The organism is Polymorphospora sp. NPDC050346 (assembly GCF_040655695.1).
GTDB classification, from domain to species: domain Bacteria; phylum Actinomycetota; class Actinomycetes; order Mycobacteriales; family Micromonosporaceae; genus Polymorphospora; species Polymorphospora lycopeni.
In genome coordinates, this window is sequence record NZ_JBFAKM010000008.1 from 61,198 (window position 1) to 82,009 (window position 20,812).

The following is a 20,812-nucleotide window of genomic DNA, read 5'->3' on the forward strand; positions in this document are numbered from 1 at the left end:
GATCGTGCTGCCGCCGTGCCCAGCCTATGCCGCCCGGTCAGCCGGTCGGGTCGGGATCGCCCGCGAGGACCTGGTCGACGTCGAAGCGTACCGGCCGGTCCAACTGGTCGTAGCCGCACGACCGCGCATCGCGGTCCGGCCGCCAGCGTACGAACCGGGCGGTGTGCCGGAACCGGTCGCCCTCCATCGCGTCGTATGCCACCTCGACGACCAGCTCCGGCCGCAGCGGCTCCCACTCCAGGGTCTTCGTGCCGGTCCACCGGCTCGGCCCGCCCGGGATCCGCTGGCCCAGCTCGTGGTCACCGTGCAGCCACGGGTGCCCGGTCACCCCTTCCCGGTACGGCGCCAGCTCGTCGAGCAGTTCCTTGCGGCGGGCCATCGTGAACGAGGCGGACACCCCGACGTGGTGCAGGGTGCCGGTGTCGTCGTAGAGGCCGAGCAGCAGCGAGCCGACCACCGGGCCGGACTTGTGCCAGCGGAAGCCGGCGACCACCACGTCCGCCGTACGGGCGTGCTTGACCTTGAACATCAGCCGCTTGCCCGGCTCGTAGGCGATGTCGGCCGGCTTGGCGATGATCCCGTCGAGGCCGGCGCCCTCGAAGATCTCGAACCAGCGGCGGGCGGTGGCCAGGTCGGTGGTCGTCGGTGTGACGTGCACCGGCGGCTCGACACCGCGCAGCGCCCGCTCGAGCCGGGCCCGGCGCTCGCTGTACGGCCGGTCGACCAGGGCCTCGTCACCGATGGCGAGCAGGTCGAAGGCGACCAGGTCGGCCGGGGTGGTCTCGGCCAGCATCCGGACCCGGGACGCGGCCGGGTGGATGCGCTGGGAGAGCAGTTCGAAGTCGAGCCGGGGCCGGCCGTCGCCGTCACGGCGGATCACGATCAGCTCGGCGTCGACGGCGCACCGGGCCGGGAGTTGCGTCCGGGCCTGCTCGACGACCTCGGGAAAGTAACGGGTCAGGGTCTTGCCGCCCCGGCTGGCCAGCTCGACCTCGTCGCCGTCACGGAAGACGATGCAGCGGAAGCCGTCCCACTTCGGCTCGTAGGTCATGCCGTCGCCGACGGGGATGTCGGGCACACTCTTGGCGAGCATCGGCTCGACCGGTGGGTTGACTGGCAGCTCCATCCGCCCAGTCAACCACCCGGGTGTGTCAGAACCCGGCAGCGTCGTCGTAGCGGCGGCGCAGCTCGGCCATGGTCGACGGGTCGAGCGACTCCTCGAACGCCACGGCCTGGTATTGCGCCGGGATCAGCTCGAGCACCCGCTCCCGGAACGTCGCGGTCTGCGTCGCCTCGGCCACCTGGATCGTCGGCGGATCGGTCGACAGCCGCATCACGACCGGGCCGACCAGCTTGACGGCGCCGTCCCAGTGCCGCCTGCCCTCGGCGATGCCGCACAGGTGGTGGCCGTAGACGACGTCGACCATGTCGAGGCTGGTGGCCCCGGGCGGCTCGAACCCGAAGATCCGTACGCCGCAGACGGTGGTCGAGCCGGAGTATCCGGCGGCGTGCGCGCCGTGGCCGCCGTGCTGCTCGGCCGGGGTGCTCTCGAGCACGGTCACCATGCGGGCGGCGATCTGCGTACGAAGGTCGCCGGAGTCCGAGCCGCCCGCCCTGGTGATCCACTGCGTGGCGAGTACGGCGACCAGCGTGCCGGCCAGCGCGGCGGCGATCCACAGGTGCCGGCGGCGAGGTCGGGTATCGACGTCGGTGGACATGTCGCGATGTTCCCACGTCCCATGGGAGCGTGTCCATGGCTGGTCGGACGCATTCGCGTCCACCCGCGCCCACCGCGCTCCCGCTCCGCTCCCTGCCTCGCCCCACCTCGCCCCGCCTGCGCGATCTTGGGGATGTTGCGGGCATTCCGGACCGGCTCGGCCACGACAAGCCCTTGATCGGCGTGCGCCGCGCGCCCGCCCACGCGCACGGTGCGCGGGCGGGGGCGCGGTCAGTAGCGGGCGAAGGAGCGGAGGGGCATCCGGGGGCCGAACCGGGGTGCGTGGAGGCCGGCGGCGTCCAGCAGCGCGCACACCCGTCCCCGGTGCCCGGTGAACTGCGCCAGCAGGGCCAGCATCCGCGCGTCGTCGCCGCGCGGCTCGCCGGCCAGCGCCCAGGCGACCGTGTTCGGGATGTGGTAGTCGCCGACACTGACCGCGTCGGCGTCGCCGTACGCGATCCGGACCACCTCGGCCGCCGTCCACGGCCCGATGCCGGGGATCGCGGTAAGCCGGGCGGTCGCCTCGGCCGGGTCGGCGCACCGTTCGAGCCGGTCGGCCGCGGCGGCGGCCCGGCGCAGGGTGTCGGCCCGGCGCTGCTCGACCCCGAACGGGTGGAACACCCAGTACGGCTGCGCCGCGATCGCCGCCGGCTCGGGCGGAATCCACAGGTTGGCGACCGGCCCGGGCGCCGGCGTTCCGAACCGGCGCACGGTCGCCGCGTACGCCCGGTACGCCTCCTTGCCGGTGACCTTCTGTTCGAGTACGGCCCGCAGCAGCCGGGGGAAGACCTGCCCGGTGGCCGGCAGTCGCAGCCCACGGTGGGCGCGCGCGAGCCGCTCCACCACCGGATGCGTGGCGGCGACCTCGGCGAACCCGGTCAGGTCGTCACGCAGGCCGGCGACCGCGTCGGCCCGGTCGACGACCCGGTCGGCGCCCGGCCCGAAGCCCTCGGCGACCAGTTCGGTGCCGCTGCGGCGAAGCGCGAGGGTGCCCGGCCCGTCCGGGGTCCGGGCCGTCCACCAGAAGGTGCCGTCGACGAACCGGGCGCACGGGTCGTGGTGGCCCATCGCGAGCGCGCCGACCGAACCGGCCAGGTGGTAGCCGGCCGGCGGCCGCAGCACCCGGCTCACCGCCGGCCCGGTCCCGTCCACCCGGACACTGTGCCACGCGCCCGACGTTTCCGAGGAGCGGGTGCATCACGGTGCCGGCCGTGCCGGTGCTCCCATGAGGTCGATCGACCAATGTGGGCGGAAAATGACATTCCGAGCCCTTATCCCAAGCATCGGGTCCCTTGTGGCATTGACCCATGTCTGTCAAATGGCGCCAATGATCGAGCGGTCGATGGGCTGTCACGGAGTGCTGTGGCTACTCTCCGTATGTATCCAGTTCGATGGATGGCGGCCATCTTTCGCGGCATTCCGATGTCGGCCCCCGGTTGGTGGGAAAGGGGTTCATGACCGTCGAGCGGAGCCGGGTCACGGTCGACGCCCCGGTCGACAGTGGGAGCCCGGCTGCCGATGACCGACAGTCGCCCCGAATGGAGGCCGTCGCCGACGGGCCGTCGCGGGCCGATGTCCGCCGGGCCGTTGCCGAGAACGACCGGCGGCTCGGCGGGCCCGCGGAGACGGAGTCCCACGTCACTCCTGAGGCCGGTACGCCGGAATACCAGGGACGGATGACGGAACTCGCCCGTGACCCCGCGCAGGGAGGTCGCGTTACCAGGAAGACGCCCCGGGAGGCGGAGGTCGGGCTCGAATGCGAGCGGCGCGGTGACCTTCCGGGGCCGATCCGGCGGGCCGAGTTGGATCAGAGCAGGCCCGACGCCGTCAAGGATCAGGGTGATTTCGTCGACTCGGGTGGGCGGTACTGGGACGTGAAGGGGCCGGCCGAGTTCTTTCCGCCATACGCCAGGCGGCCGGGGGAGTTGATGCCGGATGGGCAGAAGGGGCGCTACGAGCCGGCCGCCTTCGAACTCACCATCAAGGACGAGATCGGTGACGGGAAGAACGTGATCGTCGATACCTGGTTGTTGACCCGCGAATCGAGCGATGATCTCAAGGCGCGGGTTGCCGCCCGGAGAGAATGGGATGGAAAAGTGGTGTTCTACCCATGATCGGCTATGGCAAGAATCGGCATTCCGTCACCGCGTGGCCGGTCGAGGCCGACGCTCGGGCGGCTCTGGAGAAATACCTGGACGCCCGTTCCGCATCCGACGGCCCCGATCTCGTCGGCGACCAGTACGACTTCCGGGGCGCCGACCTCACCGGACTGGACCTCGCCGGGGCGTACCTGTTCGGTGCCTGCCTCGACGATGTCCGACTCGTCCACGCCGACCTGCGCGGCGCCACCCTGATCGGCGCCGACCTCAACCGAGCCAACCTTTCCGGAGCCGACCTCACCAAGATCGAGGCGAGCGAGATCGCCGCCGAAGGCGCGGCGATGCGCGCCGCCCACCTGTTCGCCGCCGAATTCGACCGTGCCGTGCTGTCGGACGCCGACCTCCGGGACGCCTTCCTCAACTCGGCCGTCTTCCTGGCGGCAGACCTGCGGCGGGCAGACCTGCGCGGGGCATCGCTGCGGCACTGCGGGTTCGGTCCCGACGACGGGCCGGCCCGGTTGGCCGGCGCCCGGCTGGCCGGCAGCTTCGTGACCGGGGCTCGCGGCCACGTCGCCGGCCCGGTCGACGTCGGCTCCGACACCGGGCCCGACCTGATCGACGGCGCGGCCCTCGCGGAGTGGTTCGCGGCGAACGGCGCACCGGACGTCACGGTCCTGTCCGGCTAGAAGAAACCCACCGGTGGCGGATCCGACGGGCGGGCGGTCGCGTCGAGCACGACGGCGGCACCGCCGGTGAACCGCTCCAGCTCGTCGCCGTGCACCACCCGGCCCGGGAACCAGTCGCCGGCCGCCCGCCGGGTCAGCCCGGCCACCGGCGGCTCCACCCGCCCGGCGACCAGCACCAGGTTGCCGTACCGCCGGCCGCGCAGCACCGCCGTGTCGGCGACCAGGCAGGCGTGGGGGAGCACGGCACCGACCGTGGCGACCTGGCCGCGGGCGTACTTCAGCGCGCCGCCGTCGGCGAGGTTGGCGACGTAGAGACCGCCGGGCGCCAGCACCCGGGCCACCTCACCCGCGAACTCGACCGAGGTCAGCCGGGCCGGGGTACGGGCACCGGCGAACACGTCCGCGATGACCAGGTCGTACGACCCGTCCCGGCCGGTGGTGACCGCGTCGCGGGCGTCGCCGACCCGGACCCGCAGGTTGCGGTCGGGCGGCCAGGGCAGGTGCTCCCGGACCAGGTCGACCAGGGCGGCGTCGATCTCGACGACCCGCTGGGTGGAGCCGGGGCGGGTACGGGACACGTAGCGGGGCAGGGTGAGCGCGCCGCCGCCGAGGTGCAGCACCCGCAGCGGCCGGCCGGCGGGCGCCATCAGGTCGACGACCATGGCGATCCGGCGGACGTACTCGAACTCCAGGTGGGTGGGGTCGTCGAGGTCGACGTGCGACTGCGGGGTGCCGTCGACCAGCAGCGTGAAGCTGGCGGGGCGGTCCGGGTCGGGGGCGAGTTCGGCCAGCCCGGAGTCGATCCGTACCCCGAGCCGCTGCCCACCCCGCTTCCGCCCCACGCCGTCGAGTATGCCGGGACGGCAGCCGTGCCTCCGCAACCAGGGAAGTCATACAGATTTCTGTATAATCCATGTCGTGGACGACCTCTGGCGGCTCGAGATCGAGCCGGAGGTCCGGCAGTGGCTGGAACTGCTTCCGGACCGGCAGTACGACAAGGTTGAGCGGGCTGCCGACATGCTTGCGGTTCGGCCGACCACCCTCGGAGAACCGTACTCCCGGCATCTCGGCGGCAAGCTTCGCGAGTTGCGTTTCACCATGGACGGCAGTGCTGTCCGGATTACCTACTGGCTTGCGGACGGTCGACGGGTCGTACTGCTGACAGTGTTCCGCAAGACCAGGCAGCACGAGCGGGTCGAGGTCGAACGGGCACGGCAGGCACAGAAACTGTGCGAGGCGGAGCATGCTCCGGCCGAGCACGACTACGACCGGACCAGAGGGGAGGGGTTGTGAACCACAGTGGGTGGAAGACCCGTCGAACCAGAAAACTCCTGGGCGAGCCGGTCGAGCCGTCCCCCGCCTACGTCGAGGCCGGGTACGCGTTCGCGCTCGGGCAGGCCGTCTACGACCGCCGTGCGAAGCTCGGCCTGTCTCAGGCGGAGCTTGCCCGGCGCGCCGGCATGACCCAGCCGCAGATCTCCAATATCGAGGGCGGCGACTCGCTGCCGACCCTGCCGCTACTCACCCGGCTGGCCAAGGCGCTGGACGCGTCGCTGACCATCGACCTGGACGAGAACGGCTCGGCTTTCGTGTTCCACCCCCGTGGTGGTGCCGGCCCGGACGGAGTGCCTCCCGGGGAGACCGCCTCGGCGGCCTGAGCGAAACTGCCGGGCGGTACGCCTGACCTGCTAGCGGGGTCGGTTGGCCGTACGGCGGGCGGCGGCCATCGTCAGGGCGCGGTGCAGCAGGCGGGCGTCGCCGAGCATCGCCCGCAGCCGCCGTTCCAGCCCGGCGATCGGGATCAGGTTCTGTGGCGCCCGGGGGTCCTTGTACGGCGTCGACGCGAACCGGGGCAGCGTCACCTGCGACAGGTCCGCCAGCTCCACAGCCTCCACATCGGACAGTTCGGCGGAGCATTCGACCCGGACGATCCCGGCCCACGGGGCGCCGGTCGGGCCGGGCAGCCGCAGATACCAGGACCAGCCGCCCCAGGCGGTGCCGAGGCGGAACACCGGCGACCGCTCCGTCGCCCGCAACGAGGTGACGACCGCCTGCTCGCGGGCGTCGAGGTACTGGCTGTGCTGGGTCTTGATGTAGCCGAGGGCGCGTGGCAGTTGCCGGCGGTTGCGCAGCGGCCCGTCGACGATCAGCAGGTCGCCGTCGACGCGGGCGGCGTTGGAGACGTCGACCTCCAGTGCCGTCAGCTGCGGCTGTACGGCGACCGGCAGCTTGGCGAGTTCGCCGGGCGGGCTGACCCGGTGCAGGGCGTAGCGGATCTGCCCGGCGACGACGTCGGCGCCGGTCGGGCTGGCGGTGAACAGCCCGCGCCGGACCGCGAACCCGGCGAGTTCGGCGGCGCCCCGGCGCAGGTCGCAGCGGACCACGCCGGCGGCGTAGGAGGCGGCGAGCCCCGGGTACGACGCGCCGTCGTCCTCGCGGCTCCACAGGCTGGCGTCGTTGCGACGTACGCCGTCGACGAGCAGGACCATGTCGGGGGCGGCCAGGCCGGCGGGCGCGGGCCGGGGCGCCCAGGCACCGGCCGGCACCTCGATGCCCGGGTCGACCTGGGCGCTGCTGGGCGCGGCCGGTCCGGCCGGCGCCTCGAACGACGTCCCGTACGACGGGTCCCACGCGTCGACGTGCCAGCCGGTCACAGCCCGGTCCGTTCCACCCGGGCGGTACGCGCGTCCCGGTGCACCTCGAACCGGACCGGGACCCGTTCGGCGAGCCCGGGCACGTGGGTGACGACGCCGACCATCCGGTCGCCGCGGGCGGCCAGGTTCTCCAGCGTCGCCGCGACGGTGTCCAGGGTGGCCGCGTCGAGGGTGCCGAAGCCCTCGTCGAGCACGATCGACTCGAGGCTGGCGGCGGTGGCCGACATGCCGGCCAGCCGCTCGGACAGGGCGAGGGCCAGCGCCAGCGACGCCTGGAACGTCTCGCCGCCGGACAGCGTCCGCACCACCCGGCGCAGGCCGGCGTCGTGGTGGTCGACGACGTAGAACTCGCCCTTGTCGTGCACCAGCTCGTACTGCCCGGACGTCAGCTCGCGCAGGATTCCGGAGGCGCCGTCCACGAGCTGGTCGAGGGCCTCGGCGAGCAGCCACCGTTCGAAGTTGTTGGCCCGCAGGTGGCCGGAGAGGGCCTTGGCGAGCCGGTGGTCGCGTTCGTGCCCGGCCCGCTGCCCGCGTAGCTCGGCCGCCTGCTCGCGGCGTTCGGTGAGCCGGCGCAGGTCGGCCTCGGCGCGTTCGACGGCGACCGCGGCGGCCCGGGTGAGGTCACGCGCCGGGTCGGCTCCGCTGCGGCCGGCCCCGGCCGGCGGCACGTCGACGCCGGCCGCCGCGAACAGCGCGACGACGGCCGCCGCGGCCTCGTCCCGGGCGGCGTGCGCGGCGTCGACCGCGCCCGCGGCGGCGACCCGGTCGGTCCGGCGCCGGTCGAGTTCGCCGCCCGCCCACGAACACAACGTGTCCCAGGCGGCGGCGAGGTCGTCGCGGTCGGCGGCCGGCGGGCCGAGGCGGGCCAGCCCGTCGCGTACCTGGTCGAAGGCGCGCCACGCGGACCGGATCCGGTCCTGTGCGGCGACCACGGCGGCGGTGGCCCGCCGGCCGGTCTCCCGGGCGGCGCGGACCGCCGTACCCGCGTCGTCGAGCGCGGCCCGCAGCGCGGCGACCGCGTCCAGTTCCCGGCGCAGGGCGTCCGGGCCGGGGGAGTCGGCGAGCCGGCCGTCGAGGCCGGCGAGGTCGGCGGTGAGCCGCTCGTGCCGGGCCCGCGCCCGGTCCAGGGTCCGTTCCAGGTCGCGGGCGGTCCGGTCGCGTTCGGCGACGACCTGCTCGGCCCGGTCGGCGGCCTTGCGGGCGGCGTGGCCGGCGGCCTCGGCGGCGGCGACCGCCGAACCCGCCGGGACCGGTGGTACGGCCGTGACCGGCTGTTCGCAGACCGGGCAGGGGCCACCGGCGGTGAGGTGGGCGCGCAACGCGGCGGCCCGGTCGACGGTCTGTGCCTCCTGGTAGGCGTGGCGGGCCGCCTCCAGGTCGGCGGTCGCCCGCCGCGCGGCGTCCCGCGCCGCCTCCAGCGCGGCGCCGGCGGCGTCGTGCTCGGCCTGGGCGCCGGCCAGTCCGGCGGTCAGCGTCCTGGCCTCGGCGGCGAGCCGGTCCCGGTCGGCGTGCGCCGTCAGCAGCAGGCGCAGCGCCGCCTCGTCACCGGCCGCGGCGAGTTCGCCGCGCAGCTTCTCCTCGCGTTCCTCGGCGGCGGCGACGTCCGCCGCCGCCTCGTCCGCACCGGCCCGCGCCGTGGCGACCGCGCCGGTGACCGCGCCCAGGTCGGCGGGGGCCCGGACCGCGTCGAGGTGGGCGATCTCGGCGTCGAGGGCGGCCAGCGCGTCCGCCGCCCCGGCCGTGGCCCGCTCGGCGTCGACCAGACCGGGTACGGCCGCCTCGACGTCGCCGGCCAGCCGGCGCATCGCGGTGACCCGTTCCCCGGTGGCGGCCAGGGTGTCGTCGTCGGTGTCGGCGAGCCCGTCGAGCAGCTGGTCGACGGCGGCGAGCCGGGCCTCGGCCGCCGACGCCCGCGCCGACGCGGACTTCTGCACCCGGTCGTAGACGCCGAGGTCGAGCAGGTTGACCAGGATCTCCTGGCGGGCGGCGGGCTTGGCGTGCAGGAAGTCGGCGAACTGCCCCTGCGGCAGCACCACGCAGCTGGTGAACTGGTCGTACGGCAGCCCGACCGCCGCCACGACCGCCTCGTCCATCTCCTTCGGGGTGCCGGCCAGCACCTCGCCGAGGTCCTCCGGGCTCATTCCGGTGTCGAGTTTGCTGACGTCGAAGCCCGGTGGCATCCGCTGCAGTCCGGCGTTGCCGGTCTTGACGTTGCCCCGGCCGTCGCGGCGGACGACCCGGCTGGCGACGTAGCGGGACCCGGCCGCGTCGAAGACGAGCCGGACCCGGGCCTCGTTCGCCGAAGGGGCGAGCGCGTTCGCGATGCCGCGGGTGCCGCCCCAGCGCGGAACGGTGCCGTAGAGGGCGAAGCAGATCGCGTCGAGGATCGTCGACTTGCCCGAGCCGGTCGGCCCGATCAGGGCGAAGAAGTCGGCGTCGGTGAAGTCGACGGTCGTCTCCTCGCGGAAGACGGTGAAGCCGGCCAGGTCCAGCCGCAACGGCCGCATTGTCTAATCGCCTCCCTCGTCGGTCACCGGGTGGATCGGGCGGTCGCCGGTTTCCGGTGGCTGGCCCAATTCAACGACTCGCCTCCTCCATCAGTTCGTCGAACAAGTCCCGTACGCCGTCGTCGGCGTGCCCGACGCTGTCGAGATAGTCGCCGAAGAGTTCGCGTGGCGAGCGGCCGGCCCGCTGGGCGGCGCGTTTGCGGGCGTCGGCGGTCGGCAGCATCTCCGGGTCGACGCGGACCTCCAGGGCGCGGGGGAGCAGGTCCTGCACCTCCTCGCGCAGGCCGGCGCGCGGCGTCTCGCGGACGTACACCCGCAGCCAGTCGTCGGTCGCCGGCAGCGCCGCCAGTTGCTCCAGCGTGCCACGTACGGTGCGTAGCCCGACCGCGGCGGTGACGGGCACGTCGCGTACCCGGGCCGCCTGGTCGGCGCCGACCGTGACGACCGCGACCGACGGGCTGTTCTCCTCCTCGCCGAAGTCGATGGCGAGCGGGCTGCCGCTGTAGCGGACGTGGCAGGGGCCGAGCACCTGCTGCGCGCGGTGCAGGTGGCCGAGGGCGACGTAGTGGGTGCCGGTCGGGAAGACGCTGGCCGGGACGGCGTAGTTCATGACGGTGTGCGCGTCGCGTTCGCCGCCGCCGGTGCGGGCGCCGACGACCGTCAGGTGCGCGGTGATCAGGTTGACCACGCCGGGCTCGCCGAAGTCCTCGGTGAGTTTGGCGAACAGCCGTCCCATGTGGTCGGCGTACGTCTGCACCGCCTCGGCGGCGCTCAGTTCGTACATCTCGACGGCGCGTACGGCGTATCGCTGGGACAGGAACGGCAGCGCGACCAGCCGCCACCGCTCGCCGTGCTCGGTGGTGCCGGTCAGCACGTGTTCGGCGGCGCTGTCGCGGACCGAGCCGCGCAGGGTGATGCCGGCGGCTTCGGCCCACGGCCGCAGCGCGTCCAGGGCGGCGCCGTTGTCGTGGTTGCCGCCGATCGCGACCACGGCGGCGCCGGTGCCGCGCAGCGCCGACAGCGCCCGGGTGACCAGCCGGGTCGCCTCCGGGGTCGGGGCGGCGGTGTCGTAGAGGTCCCCGGCGACGATCACCAGGTCGGGCCGCTCCTCGCGGGCGATCGCGACGACCTGGGCGAGGACCGCGATGTGCTCCTCGGTCCGGGACCGTCCCTTGAGGACCTTGCCGACGTGCCAGTCGGAGGTGTGCAGGATCTTCACGGCCGCCTCCGGGGTCAGAACGGGATGTCGTCGTCGGCGCGGGCACCGACGACGGCGAACGGGTCGGCGGCCTGGGTCAGCGACCGCAGCGTCTCCGACGGGGCGTTGCCCGCCTCGGACTTGCGGGTCGCCCAGGCCGGGAACGGGAACTCCAGGCAGAGCGGCACCGGGATGTCGGGCTGGTTGACGAACATCGTGCCGGGCTTGGCGAGCAGCGCCCGCTGCCGCTGGGCCGGTGGCAGGAAGCCGTATTCGGGGCGGGACGCCTCGGCCGGGTCGAGCCGGCCGACGACCCGGATCGCCGAGTTGGTGACGATCCGCCGCTCGACCTCGCTCGCGGTCTGCTGCGCGCCGACCAGGATCACGCCGAGGGAGCGGCCCCGCTCGGCGATGTCGAGCAGCACCTCCTTGATCGGCGAGGAGCCCTCGCGCGGGGCGTACTTGTTCAGCTCGTCGAGGACCACGAACAGCAGCGGCTTGGCGGTGCCGGCCTTCTCCTTGCGGGTGAACTCGTTCTTCAGCGTCACACCGACCACGAACCGCTGCGCCCGGTCCGGCAGGTTGTGCAGGTCGACCACGGTCACCTGGGCGCTGTCGGCGGTGTTGATGGTGTGCGGCCGGCGGGTCGCCAGGTCGCCGCGGATCAGCCGGGCCAGGTCCTTCTTGCTGCCGATCAGCCGGCGGGCGAACGCGTTGACGGTGCCCAGCCCGACCGCGCTGCCGGCCCACTCGCGGCGGGTCTCCTCGTCGTTGACCTGCTCCACGACGTGGTCGACCAGATCGCCGTACGAGCCGATCCGCACCCCGTCGAGGCTGATCCCGCCGTCGGCCGGCCGGGCGTGCCGGGCCAGGTGCGCGGCGACCGAGTGGACCACCATCGTGTACTGCTGGCGCTCGTCGTCGGCGTCGGCGAACACGTAGGGCAGCAGGCCGTCGGCGCAGAACTCGGAAAGCGTCCAGTAGAAGCTGTCGACGCCGGCCGTCCGGCTGGTCACGTCCGGGGTGCCGTTCGGGTCGCCGACCCGGGGCGGGGCGTAGACCCGTACGTCCGGGAACGGTCCGGCCGGCAGGCCCAGCTTCGCGTACGCGGCCACCGTCGCCTCGTCGAGCCGGGCGTTGGGGTGGTCGAGGAAGAGCAGGTCCTCGCCCTTGACATTGAAGATCAGCGCCTTGGCGTTGACCGCGTCGCCGCCCAGCTGGCCGGACCGGAACACCGAGTAGAGCAGGAACGTGGCGAAACTGGTCTTGGTCGCGACCCCGGAGATGCCGGAGATCGACACGTGCGCACCGCGCTGCCCGTCGAGGAAGTCGGCGTTGAGATAGACGGGTACGCCGTCGCGGCCGGTCCCCATCGGGATCCGCCGCTCCATCCGGTCGAAGTGCAGCGCCCGTGCCCGCGCGTCGCCCTCGGCGCGGTGCACCGGCGCACCCGGCGCCGGCGGCACGTAGACCTCCGGGTCGACCCGGGTCGTGGTGATCTCGGCCGCCTCCTGCACCTGGGCGGGGAGCGTGCCGTCGGCGATGGCGAACACGTCGGAGTCGAACTGGGCGCCCTCGTGCCGGGCCCGGACCTGGGTCACCACCCCGGCGATCGTCACCGGCTCGCGGTCGGGAAGTTCCCGGCGGGTCACCACCACGTCGTCGAGTTGCAGGAAGCTGTCCGGTGCGACGGCGGTCCAGAACGAGAGCGGGGTCGCGTCGGCGGTGCCGAGCACCCGCCCGACCGGCTCGCCGGCTCCCTCGGTCCCGATTTCTCCGTCAGTCACGACAGGTATCCTGCCCCACCCCACCGACACGGCCGAAACCTCGACGGCGTACCCGGCGTGTCCGTACATTGCGTCACTTCTCGGCGTCCCTGTGTGACGGGGTGGTGGGTGGGTAGCCTTTGCCGCTGACCGCCGAAGGAGGCACGAATGGGTACGGACGCGCGATCGCCGAGGATCCTCTCCGTCTCGTGGGGGCGGATGGAGGTCGAGGGCCTGGAAGCGGGCAAGGACTTCAAGCTCTATCCCGGTGGCGGCCGGCCGTGGGACTGGACCGAGACCGGCACCCAGCACCAGCCCGGCATCCAGCCGGCCGACGTCGAGGAACTGCTCGCCGCCGGCGCGACCACCGTCGTGCTGTCACGCGGGATGGAACTGCGGATGCACGTCACCCCGCAGGCGCTGGACCTGCTGGAGGAGCGGGGTGTCACCGTGCACGTCCTGCCGACCGAGGAGGCCGTGACCGTCTACAACGACCTGGTCGACAGCACCCCGGTCGCCGGCCTCTTCCACTCCACCTGCTGACCGAGGTGCCGCCGCTCGCCGTCTGGTCGGGCACGGCGCTGTACGTCTCCGCTTCGAGATCGTGCCGGTGAGGCGTTCGCCATGCCGACCGGCGACGACGGGTTCGCCCCGACCCGCCGACGGTTCCCGGCCTGACAGTGGGCGGCCGGGGCGCCCGCCCTCAGCCGACGGTCCGGCTGGCGTAGCCGGCGGAGATCTCCTCGTACCCGTCCCACACGTCCTCCCACTCCAGGCCGGCGGCGTAGCGCTCGAGGGTGTCGAGGATGAGGTGCCAGCCGATGGCGAAGTCGCGGGCCGGTTCGGCGACCAGTTCGCGGTGGGTGAGGGTGAGCGTGGTCCCGGCGACCGCCGGTGCCAGCTGCCAGAGCACCGCGGAGTCGGGCACGCCCGGCCACACCCAGGTGTGTTCGAGCAGGCCCCGCTCGCCCGGCGCCTCCAGCCTGGTGACGACCCCGGTGGCGGCGCCCTCGTCGCCGAAGTCGTAGTGCACCCGGCCGCCGACGTACGGCTCGATCACGCAGCCCGGCATCCAGACCCGGAGTTTTCCGGGGTCCACGAGCGCGTTCCACACCCGGTCGAGCGGATGGGCGAGTTCGCGTTCGAACCGGATCCGGAAGTCTCCGCCGGACCCGATCCCGAGCGTGCCGAAGCGGGCTTGTTCGATGGGCATGTCTTTCTCCGTATCAGATCTGTCCGGTGTCGAGCGCGTGTTCGAGGGCGTCGAGGCCGCGGTTCCACCGCACGCGTTGCTGTTCGAGCCAGTCGGTCGCGGTGTCGAGGGCGTCGGGGTTCAACGTGTAGACGCGCCGGGTGCCTTCCGGGCGCACGGTCACGACGCCGGCCGCCAGAAGCGCGCGCAGGTGCTGCGAGATGGCGGGCCGGCTGATCTCGAAGCGGGCGGCGATGGCGCCCGACGTCAGGCTGCCCGAGGACAGTGCCTCCACGATCCGGCGCCGCACGGGGTCACCGAGAACATCCAGAACCTCCACGGGGCAGAGCTTAAGTCAAGCCTTACGTAAGCTGCAACTTAATTAGGGCAAGTCGGGCCGCGTCACGTCGGTCGACGCTGTCTCGTCCCACCGGCATGGACACATTTCTGTGGATCGCGCAGCTCCTGTTGGCGGTCGTCTTCGCCGGTTCCGGAGCGGCCAAGAGCACGATGGGCCGGAACCGGCTGATCGCGACCGGGCAGACCGGGACCGCGCTGTTCCCGATGCCACTCGTGCGGTTCGTCGCCGGCTGCGAGATCCTGGCGGCGGTCGGGCTCGTGCTGCCCTGGGCCACCGGAATCGCCCCGGTGCTGACCCCGCTGGCCGCCGCCGGCCTGTGCGTGGTGATGGTCGGGGCGGCCTGGTCGCACGCCCGGCTCGGTGAACCGCGCGCGGTCGCGGCCAACGCGCTGCTGTTCGCGCTGGCACTGGCGGTGGCGATCGGCCGGCTGGCCGACCTCGCCTGAACGGCGATGGCCGGTACGGCGGGACCGGTGCGACGGAACCGGGTCGGTTATGGTCGACCGGCCATGCACGAAGCCTTCGAAGCCCATCGGTCCCACCTGTTCGGGGTGGCCTACCGGATGCTGGGAATCCGGGCCGAGGCGGAGGACGCGGTGCAGGAGACGTGGCTGCGCTACGCCGCCGCCCGCCCCGACGTGGCCGACCTGCGGGCCTGGCTGACCACCGTGGTCGCCCGGATCTGCCTGGACGTGCTGCGCTCGGCCCGGGTCCGGCGCGCCGCGTACGTCGGGCCGTGGCTGCCCGAACCGCTGGTGTCCCGGCTGCCGGCCGACGACGACCCGGCCGAGACCGCCGTACGCGCCGAACAGGTCAGCCTCGCGCTGCTGGTGGTGCTGGAACGGCTCACCCCCGAGCAGCGGGTGGCGTTCGTCCTGCACGACGTGTTCGGCGTGCCGTTCGCCGACATCGCGGCGGTCCTGTCCGTCAGCCCGGCCGGCGCCCGCCAACTCGCCTCACGCGGCCGGCGGGCGGTGGACGCCGTGCCGCCGGCGCGGCTGTCCGGCGGTGCCGACCCGGCCGAACAGCGCCGGGTGCTGGCCGCGTTCCTCGCCGCGGCCGAGCGCGGCGACCTGGCCGCGCTGGTCCGGGTGCTCGCGCCGGACGTGGAGTTCGTCGGCGACGGCGGCGGGCTGGCGCCATCGGTCCGCCGGCCGGTGGTCGGGGCGCAGGAGGTGGCCAGGCTGGTCGCCGGGTTGTTCCGGCAGGCGAAGCGGCGCGATCCGCGCTGGGAGACGGTGCTGGTCAACGGCCGCCTCGGCTATGTTGTCGAGGCCAGGGACCTTCTCGTGGTCGTCGCGCCGGTCGTGGCCGACGGCGCGATCGTGGCCCTCTACCACGTGTTGAATCCGGAAAAGGTGCGCGACGTCCCCCGCCCGGGACCGTCGGCGACCGCCCGGCCACCCGGGGTGGGGCCGGACGACGGGTCGCCGGGTGCTGGAGCGTCGTCGCCGCGGTGACCGCCGGCGTCCGTCACCGCTGCGGCGAGCAGGGGTGCTCCTCGAAGGTCACGAACGGGGTCCACTCGCCCCACTGGAACTGGTAGCCGTCGCACTCCACATAGACCCCGCCGACCGCCGTCGTGAGGCTGCCGTCGGTGTAGTAGAGGGTGGTGCACCAGTGGTTCATCTGGCAGTACCGGGCCTGGGCGGGCGCCGCGGGCAGGGCGACGACGGTCGCGGCGGCGAGGGCGATGGCCAGCAGGGCACGACGGATCATGGCGGTCTCCTCCGGTTTCCACCCGCGGGGGCACCCGCTAAGTATTGACGTGGATGATTGCGTTGGGGGTGTCGGAAACGCAAGGGACAGCCACGCGTCCCGGGCAGCCCCCGGCGCCACGGTGGCGCTATGCTGTGCGCGGCGGGTCCTACGCCATACCTCCTGACCAGGCGCCCACGCCGCCCGGCGACGCGGAGGCAAAGGGGACGCAGGTGCCTCGGGACTGTGTGACAGGTCAGGTCCACTCTTCATCCGGCCGACCGTGACCGGGCGTGGGAAACGGGCGCGCGTACGGCCGTACGGAGCACGACATGACCGGCAAGAAGCAGCTCAAGGAACGTATCCGGGCCCGGATGGCCGCCACCGGCGAGCGTTACCTCACCGCCCGGCGGCACGTGGTGACCGACCAGCCCGCCCCGGCCGTCGACCACGGCTGGACGCTGCGGGGCGGCGTCCACCCCGAGTCCGCCAACCTCGCCAACGTCCTGGCCCACCACCGGGTACGGCACGACGGCGCCCCACTGTCCGAGGCGATGCTCTTCGGGATCGGTGGCGGGCTCGGCGCCGGCTACATCCTGTGGGAGTTCGCCGCCCACCGCACCTGCTGGGTGACGCTCGGGTTCCGCAACCGCTGGCAGTACCAGACCTGGACGCCGGACACCCTGGCCCGGCTCGGGATCCCGGCCGAGGTGCACCGTACCGCCGGGGCCAGGGGAGCGGCCGCCGCCCTGGACGCCGCCCTCGACGCCGGCCGACCGGCGATCGTGCTGCCGGACCGGCAACTCGTCGGCTACTGGCACCTGCCGGCCCACTACGACGGGCACGGCGGGCACCCGGTCGTCGCGTACGCCCGCGCCGGCGGCGGCATCCGCGTCGACGACCGCAACCTCCGGCCGCTCACCGTCGACCGCGCCGACCTGGACCGGGCGCGGGGGCGGGTGGTGTCGTACAAGAACCTGCTCATCGAGGCCCGGCCGGCGGCCGGCCTCGAACTCGACGACGCGACCGTGCGCGGCGCGGTCGTCGCCGGGCTGGCCGACTGCGCCGCGCACCTGTCGGCGCCGTCGACGTCGTTCTCGCTGCCGGCCTGGCGCAAGTGGTCGCGGCTGATGACCGACGGCCGCAACGCCAAGGGCTGGCCGACGGTGTTCGCCGACGGCGTCGGGCTGACCGATGCGCTGCTGTCGATCTGGGAGGCCGTGTCGCCGGCCGGGATCACCGGCGGAAACCTGCGCGGGCTGTACGCCACGTTCCTGCGCGAGGCGGCGACCCTGCTCGACGCCCCGGACCTGGTCCCGGTCGCCGAGGCGTTCGACGCTGCCGCCGGGGCCTGGCACGAGGTGGCCGAGGCGGCGTTGCCGGCGGCGGTGCCGGCGTTCGCGCGGATGCGTGAGCTGACCGCCGAACTCGGCGGGGCGGTCGTCGCCGACGGCGACGCCGGCCGGGACACCGCGGCCGCCGCCGCGGCGGGACTGGCCGGGCTGAGCCGCGAGTACTCCGAGGTGCCGCCGCTGGATTCGGCCGGGATCGCCGACCTGTTCGCCACGACCGGCCGGGCCCTGGCCGAGGCGTACGCCCTGGAGGTGGCGGCGGTCGGCAAACTCGCCGCCGCCGTCGCGCCGCCACCGCGCTGATCAGGCAGCCCGCCGCGCTGATCAGGCAGCCGCGCTGATCAAGGAGAAACCGTGCCCGGTCCGTGCGTTTTGTCGCGCGACAACTCCTTGATCAGCGTGGGCCCGGGCGGCTCGGGCGCGGACCGGGCGGGACGGTCAGCGGGTGTAGCGCAGGATCAGGACGTCGTCGGCGGCGAGCGCGTGCCGCAACCGCATCGTGCGGGGCGGGCTCGCCGGCCCGGCGGTGATCCGGCCGGCGCCGGCACCGGTGAGCAGCGGCGACACGGTCAGGCAGACCTCGTCGACCAGGTCGGCGGCGGTCAGCCCGCCGAAGAGGTGCGGGCCGCCCTCGCACAGCAGTTGCCGGTGCCCGCGCCGGTGCAGCAGGTCGACGGCGGCCCGGAGGTCGACCGCGTCGTCGCCGACGGTCACCAGGTCGGCGACCTCGGCCAGGTCGGGCCGGTGCGGCGCCCGTCCGTGGGTGAGGATCACCGGCCGTACCGGCGCGTCGGCGAACGCCGCCTGCCGGGGGTCGAGGTCGAGGGCGCCGGAGACCACGACGAGCGTCGGGTACGCCGGGAGCCCGCGCGCCACCCGCCAGGCCCGGCGGCGCTCGTCGAGGCGCAGCGCCCGGTAGCCCTCGTGGCGCAGGGTTCCGGCGCCGACGACGAGGGCGTCGCAGAGCATCCGCAGGACGCCGAACACGCGTTTGTCCGGCCCGCCGGACAGCCCCTCGGAGTGTCCCTCGATCTCCACCGCCCCGTCGGCGCTGGTGACGAAGTTGACCCGCAGGGTGGCTTCGGCGGGGCGGCCGTACAGGTCGGCGATCGTGTCGTCGTCGATGCCGGCGGTGGCCGGATCGGGTGACAGGCGGCGGATGGCGGTCATTCGCCGGCCGGTCCGGTCACGGGAGGGGTCGGTACGGCGGTACGGTGCTGGCAGTCGCACCAGTTGCGACCCCGACAGTCGTCGTGTCGGCGTTCCCGGCACGCGCGGCAGATCATGGGGGAAGCCTAGCCCGAAGGATGCCAGGCCATGCCGCGTCAGATCTTCCAGCTCAAGGTTTCGCTGTCCGACGTGTCCCCGCCGGTGTGGCGGCGGGTGCTGGTGCCGGGCGGTTACACGCTCGACCGCCTGCACCGGGTGGTCCAGCACGCGATGGGCTGGCAGGACTGTCACCTGCACTCGTTCGACATCGGCGGCCAACAGTACGGCGAGCCGGATCCGGACGGCGAGCTGACCCTGCGCGACGAGTTGGACGTACGCCTCGACACGGTGGGGGCGAAGGGGACCCGGTTCCTCTACACGTACGACTTCGGCGACTGGTGGGAGCACGAGATCGTGGTGGAGGACGTCTTCGGCGCCGAGCCGGGGGAGCGTTACCCGGTGTGCGTCGACGGCGGCCGGGCCTGCCCGCCGGAGGATGTCGGTGGCGCGTTCGGCTACGAGCAGTTCCTGGCCGCGGTCTCGGATCCGGCCCACCCCCGCTACGCCGAGCTGCAGATGTGGATCGGCCGCCCGTTCGACCCGTGGACCTTCGCCCCCGACCGGGTGACCACCCTCCTCCGCCGCCTGGCGTAGCCCTCTTCCCGGCTCCCTTCCCGGTCGCCCGCCCTGCCCGGCCCCGCCCCGAGATCCGCGTGATCAGGGAGTAGGTCGGGCGGGTCGTCGGCGTGCCGTGCCGTCCGGTCCCTGATCACGGTGATCAGGGAACCCGTCACGCCGCGCCCGACCACCGCGATCGGCGGACGGCCGAGCCCGGTCCGGCTGTCCGACGAGAGGGCGGCGGTAACGAAATGGGAACGCTCCCAAGGGTCTATTGACACTCAGGAAACGTGTCGGCAATCTCATGGGAGCGCTCCCGGCGGTGTGTGGTCCACGCCACGACACCGAGTTCCGTGTGCGGAGAGATCCCCCACCACCAAGAAAGACATCACGACCTGAGAGGGGTCAGGATGATCGTCACGCCCCGCCGCCGGCGGATCGCGGCTGCCGCACTCGCGTCCGTCGCGGTCTTCGCCGCGACCGCCTGCGGCAGCGACTCGGACTCGGCCGACCCGAACGAGCCCATCACGCTGATCGTCGACGTCTTCGGCGACCAGGGATTCGGATACGAGGCCCTGTACGAGCAGTACCAGGCCGACAACCCCAACATCAAGATCCAGGAGCGCGGCAAGGGCCTGGGCCTGGGCGACTACAACACCCGCCTGACCCAGCAGATCACCGCCGGTGCCGGCGCGGGCGACGTGGTCGCCATCGAAGAGGGCACGATCGTGCAGTTCTACGCCCAGGCCGACAAGTTCGTGAACCTGGCCGACCACGGCGCGAACGACCTCAAGGCCAACTTCCTGCCGTGGAAGTGGGAGCAGGGCAGCACCCCCGACGGCAAGGTGCTCGGCCTCGGCACCGACGTCGGCTCGATGGCGATCTGCTACCGCACCGACCTGTTCCAGGCCGCCGGCCTGCCGACCGACCGCGAAGAGGTCGCCAAGCTCTGGCCGACCTGGGACGAGTTCATCGCGACCGGCACGAAGTTCGCCGCCGCCGACAAGAAGAACAAGTTCGTCGACGCCGCGACCAACTTCTTCAACGTGGTGCTGAGCCAGGTCGCCGGCGCCGGCACCGGCTACACCTACTACGACAAGAGCAACAACCTGGTCCTGGAAAGCAACCCCGACGTCCGGACCTCGTTCAACCTGACCACCAAGATGATCCAGGCCGGGCTGTCCAACAACCTCCAGTCGTTCTCCAACGAGTGGAACGCCGGCTTCAAGAACGCGACCTTCGCCACCATCGCCTGCCCCGCCTGGATGACCGGTGTCATCAAGGGCCAGGCCGGTGACGCCGCGGCCGGCAAGTGGGACATCGCCAAGGCCCCCGGCAACGGCGGCAACTGGGGCGGCTCGTTCCTCGGCGTGCCGAAGTCGAGCAAGCACCAGAAGGAGGCCGTCGAGCTGGCCAAGTTCCTGAGCAGCGCCAAGGGCCAGGTCGAGGCGTTCAAGAAGGTCGGCAACCTGCCGTCGTCGCCGCAGGCGCTGACGGACGCGGCGGTCGCCTCCGCGACCAACGACTACTTCAACAACGCGCCGACCGGCACCATCTTCGCCGCCGGTGCCACCGAGCTGAAGCCGGTCTACCTCGGCCCGAAGAACCAGGCCGTGCGGACCGCGGTGGAGAACGCGCTGCGCGCCGTCGAGCAGGGCCAGGCGCCCGACGCGGCCTGGCAGGACGCGGTCAAGAACGGTGCGGCCGCCGGTAAGTAACCGGCCGCAGGAGGTCGGGGCGACGCCGTCGGCGTCG

At 73.1% G+C, this 20,812-nt stretch carries 22 protein-coding genes; 10 read left to right on the forward strand and 12 right to left on the reverse strand.

What is annotated here, in order from left to right; genetic code table 11:
• Positions 1 to 37: 37 nt before the first annotated feature.
• From AB0I42_RS10700 to AB0I42_RS10710, 3 genes are all read right to left on the reverse strand, one after another.
• Positions 38 to 1,126 carry an ATP-dependent DNA ligase gene (locus AB0I42_RS10700; protein ID WP_357536149.1) on the reverse strand — a complete coding sequence of 363 codons (1,089 nt, stop codon included), beginning with the start codon at positions 1,124 to 1,126 and terminating at the stop codon, positions 38 to 40.
• Between the two features lie 25 nt (positions 1,127 to 1,151).
• The gene (locus tag AB0I42_RS10705) at positions 1,152 to 1,718 is read right to left on the reverse strand and encodes a hypothetical protein (protein WP_357536150.1); all 567 of its coding nucleotides are present in this window, start codon (positions 1,716 to 1,718) and stop codon (positions 1,152 to 1,154) included.
• Positions 1,719 to 1,948: 230 nt separating this feature from the next.
• Positions 1,949 to 2,869 (reverse strand): DNA-3-methyladenine glycosylase 2 family protein, encoded by a 921-nt coding sequence (locus AB0I42_RS10710; RefSeq protein WP_357536152.1) that lies wholly within the window; start codon positions 2,867 to 2,869, stop codon positions 1,949 to 1,951.
• A 302-nt stretch (positions 2,870 to 3,171) separates the two neighbouring features.
• Between AB0I42_RS10710 and AB0I42_RS10715 the strand changes: the two genes are divergently transcribed.
• Both AB0I42_RS10715 and AB0I42_RS10720 read left to right on the forward strand, forming a co-directional pair.
• Positions 3,172 to 3,831, forward strand: coding sequence for a hypothetical protein (locus AB0I42_RS10715; protein ID WP_357536154.1), 660 nt, complete (start codon positions 3,172 to 3,174; stop codon positions 3,829 to 3,831).
• Positions 3,828 to 4,502, forward strand: coding sequence for a pentapeptide repeat-containing protein (locus tag AB0I42_RS10720; protein WP_357536155.1), 675 nt, complete (start codon positions 3,828 to 3,830; stop codon positions 4,500 to 4,502). Before AB0I42_RS10715 ends, AB0I42_RS10720 begins: the two co-directional genes overlap by 4 nt.
• On the opposite strand, the gene AB0I42_RS10725 is transcribed toward AB0I42_RS10720, so the two are convergent.
• A complete protein-coding gene (locus AB0I42_RS10725) occupies positions 4,499 to 5,344 on the reverse strand; it encodes a fused MFS/spermidine synthase (protein WP_357536157.1) in 846 nt (281 codons plus the stop codon). The genes AB0I42_RS10720 and AB0I42_RS10725 overlap by 4 nt on opposite strands.
• Positions 5,345 to 5,420: 76 nt before the next feature.
• Between AB0I42_RS10725 and AB0I42_RS10730 the strand changes: the two genes are divergently transcribed.
• Both AB0I42_RS10730 and AB0I42_RS10735 read left to right on the forward strand, forming a co-directional pair.
• The gene (locus tag AB0I42_RS10730; RefSeq protein ID WP_357536159.1) at positions 5,421 to 5,795 is read left to right on the forward strand and encodes a type II toxin-antitoxin system RelE/ParE family toxin; all 375 of its coding nucleotides are present in this window, start codon (positions 5,421 to 5,423) and stop codon (positions 5,793 to 5,795) included.
• Positions 5,792 to 6,160 carry a helix-turn-helix domain-containing protein gene (locus AB0I42_RS10735; protein ID WP_357536161.1) on the forward strand — a complete coding sequence of 123 codons (369 nt, stop codon included), beginning with the start codon at positions 5,792 to 5,794 and terminating at the stop codon, positions 6,158 to 6,160. The genes AB0I42_RS10730 and AB0I42_RS10735 overlap by 4 nt, the downstream gene beginning before the upstream one ends.
• 30 nt (positions 6,161 to 6,190) lie before the next feature.
• Here AB0I42_RS10735 and AB0I42_RS10740 read toward each other — a convergent pair whose 3' ends face one another.
• From AB0I42_RS10740 to AB0I42_RS10755, 4 genes are all read right to left on the reverse strand, one after another.
• Positions 6,191 to 7,156, reverse strand: coding sequence for a hypothetical protein (locus AB0I42_RS10740; RefSeq protein ID WP_357536163.1), 966 nt, complete (start codon positions 7,154 to 7,156; stop codon positions 6,191 to 6,193).
• Positions 7,153 to 9,663: an SMC family ATPase gene (locus AB0I42_RS10745; RefSeq protein ID WP_357536164.1), complete on the reverse strand. Its 2,511-nt coding sequence runs from the start codon at positions 9,661 to 9,663 to the stop codon at positions 7,153 to 7,155. The genes AB0I42_RS10740 and AB0I42_RS10745 overlap by 4 nt, the downstream gene beginning before the upstream one ends.
• A 70-nt stretch (positions 9,664 to 9,733) precedes the next feature.
• A complete protein-coding gene (locus AB0I42_RS10750) occupies positions 9,734 to 10,882 on the reverse strand; it encodes an exonuclease SbcCD subunit D (RefSeq protein WP_357536166.1) in 1,149 nt (382 codons plus the stop codon).
• A gap of 14 nt (positions 10,883 to 10,896) precedes the next feature.
• The gene (locus tag AB0I42_RS10755; protein WP_357536168.1) at positions 10,897 to 12,648 is read right to left on the reverse strand and encodes an ATP-binding protein; all 1,752 of its coding nucleotides are present in this window, start codon (positions 12,646 to 12,648) and stop codon (positions 10,897 to 10,899) included.
• A 147-nt stretch (positions 12,649 to 12,795) separates the two neighbouring features.
• Between AB0I42_RS10755 and AB0I42_RS10760 the strand changes: the two genes are divergently transcribed.
• Positions 12,796 to 13,170 carry an Mth938-like domain-containing protein gene (locus tag AB0I42_RS10760; protein ID WP_357536170.1) on the forward strand — a complete coding sequence of 125 codons (375 nt, stop codon included), beginning with the start codon at positions 12,796 to 12,798 and terminating at the stop codon, positions 13,168 to 13,170.
• Between the two features lie 160 nt (positions 13,171 to 13,330).
• Here the strand turns inward: AB0I42_RS10760 and AB0I42_RS10765 are convergent, their stop codons facing one another.
• Positions 13,331 to 13,840: an SRPBCC domain-containing protein gene (locus AB0I42_RS10765; RefSeq protein ID WP_357536172.1), complete on the reverse strand. Its 510-nt coding sequence runs from the start codon at positions 13,838 to 13,840 to the stop codon at positions 13,331 to 13,333.
• Between the two features lie 13 nt (positions 13,841 to 13,853).
• On the reverse strand, positions 13,854 to 14,159 hold the full coding sequence (locus AB0I42_RS10770) for a metalloregulator ArsR/SmtB family transcription factor (protein ID WP_357536174.1): 306 nt from the start codon (positions 14,157 to 14,159) through the stop codon (positions 13,854 to 13,856).
• A 95-nt stretch (positions 14,160 to 14,254) separates the two neighbouring features.
• Here AB0I42_RS10770 and AB0I42_RS10775 point away from each other — a divergent pair, with 95 nt between their 5' ends.
• Positions 14,255 to 14,626, forward strand: coding sequence for a DoxX family protein (locus tag AB0I42_RS10775; RefSeq protein ID WP_357536176.1), 372 nt, complete (start codon positions 14,255 to 14,257; stop codon positions 14,624 to 14,626).
• 63 nt (positions 14,627 to 14,689) lie between these two features.
• Positions 14,690 to 15,640 carry an RNA polymerase sigma factor SigJ gene (gene sigJ / locus AB0I42_RS10780; protein ID WP_357536178.1) on the forward strand — a complete coding sequence of 317 codons (951 nt, stop codon included), beginning with the start codon at positions 14,690 to 14,692 and terminating at the stop codon, positions 15,638 to 15,640.
• A 13-nt stretch (positions 15,641 to 15,653) separates the two neighbouring features.
• On the opposite strand, the gene AB0I42_RS10785 is transcribed toward sigJ, so the two are convergent.
• Positions 15,654 to 15,899, reverse strand: a complete 246-nt coding sequence (locus tag AB0I42_RS10785; RefSeq protein ID WP_357536180.1) for a DUF6289 family protein — start codon at positions 15,897 to 15,899, stop codon at positions 15,654 to 15,656.
• A gap of 272 nt (positions 15,900 to 16,171) precedes the next feature.
• Between AB0I42_RS10785 and AB0I42_RS10790 the strand changes: the two genes are divergently transcribed.
• The gene (locus tag AB0I42_RS10790) at positions 16,172 to 17,533 is read left to right on the forward strand and encodes a BtrH N-terminal domain-containing protein (protein WP_357536181.1); all 1,362 of its coding nucleotides are present in this window, start codon (positions 16,172 to 16,174) and stop codon (positions 17,531 to 17,533) included.
• A 135-nt stretch (positions 17,534 to 17,668) separates the two neighbouring features.
• On the opposite strand, the gene AB0I42_RS10795 is transcribed toward AB0I42_RS10790, so the two are convergent.
• The gene (locus AB0I42_RS10795; protein WP_357536183.1) at positions 17,669 to 18,400 is read right to left on the reverse strand and encodes a pyrimidine reductase family protein; all 732 of its coding nucleotides are present in this window, start codon (positions 18,398 to 18,400) and stop codon (positions 17,669 to 17,671) included.
• 147 nt (positions 18,401 to 18,547) lie between these two features.
• Here AB0I42_RS10795 and AB0I42_RS10800 point away from each other — a divergent pair, with 147 nt between their 5' ends.
• Together AB0I42_RS10800 and AB0I42_RS10805 are read left to right on the forward strand one after the other, a co-directional pair.
• On the forward strand, positions 18,548 to 19,093 hold the full coding sequence (locus AB0I42_RS10800; protein ID WP_357536184.1) for a plasmid pRiA4b ORF-3 family protein: 546 nt from the start codon (positions 18,548 to 18,550) through the stop codon (positions 19,091 to 19,093).
• A 374-nt stretch (positions 19,094 to 19,467) separates the two neighbouring features.
• Positions 19,468 to 20,775 carry an extracellular solute-binding protein gene (locus tag AB0I42_RS10805; protein ID WP_357536186.1) on the forward strand — a complete coding sequence of 436 codons (1,308 nt, stop codon included), beginning with the start codon at positions 19,468 to 19,470 and terminating at the stop codon, positions 20,773 to 20,775.
• The last annotated feature ends 37 nt before the right edge of the window (positions 20,776 to 20,812 follow it).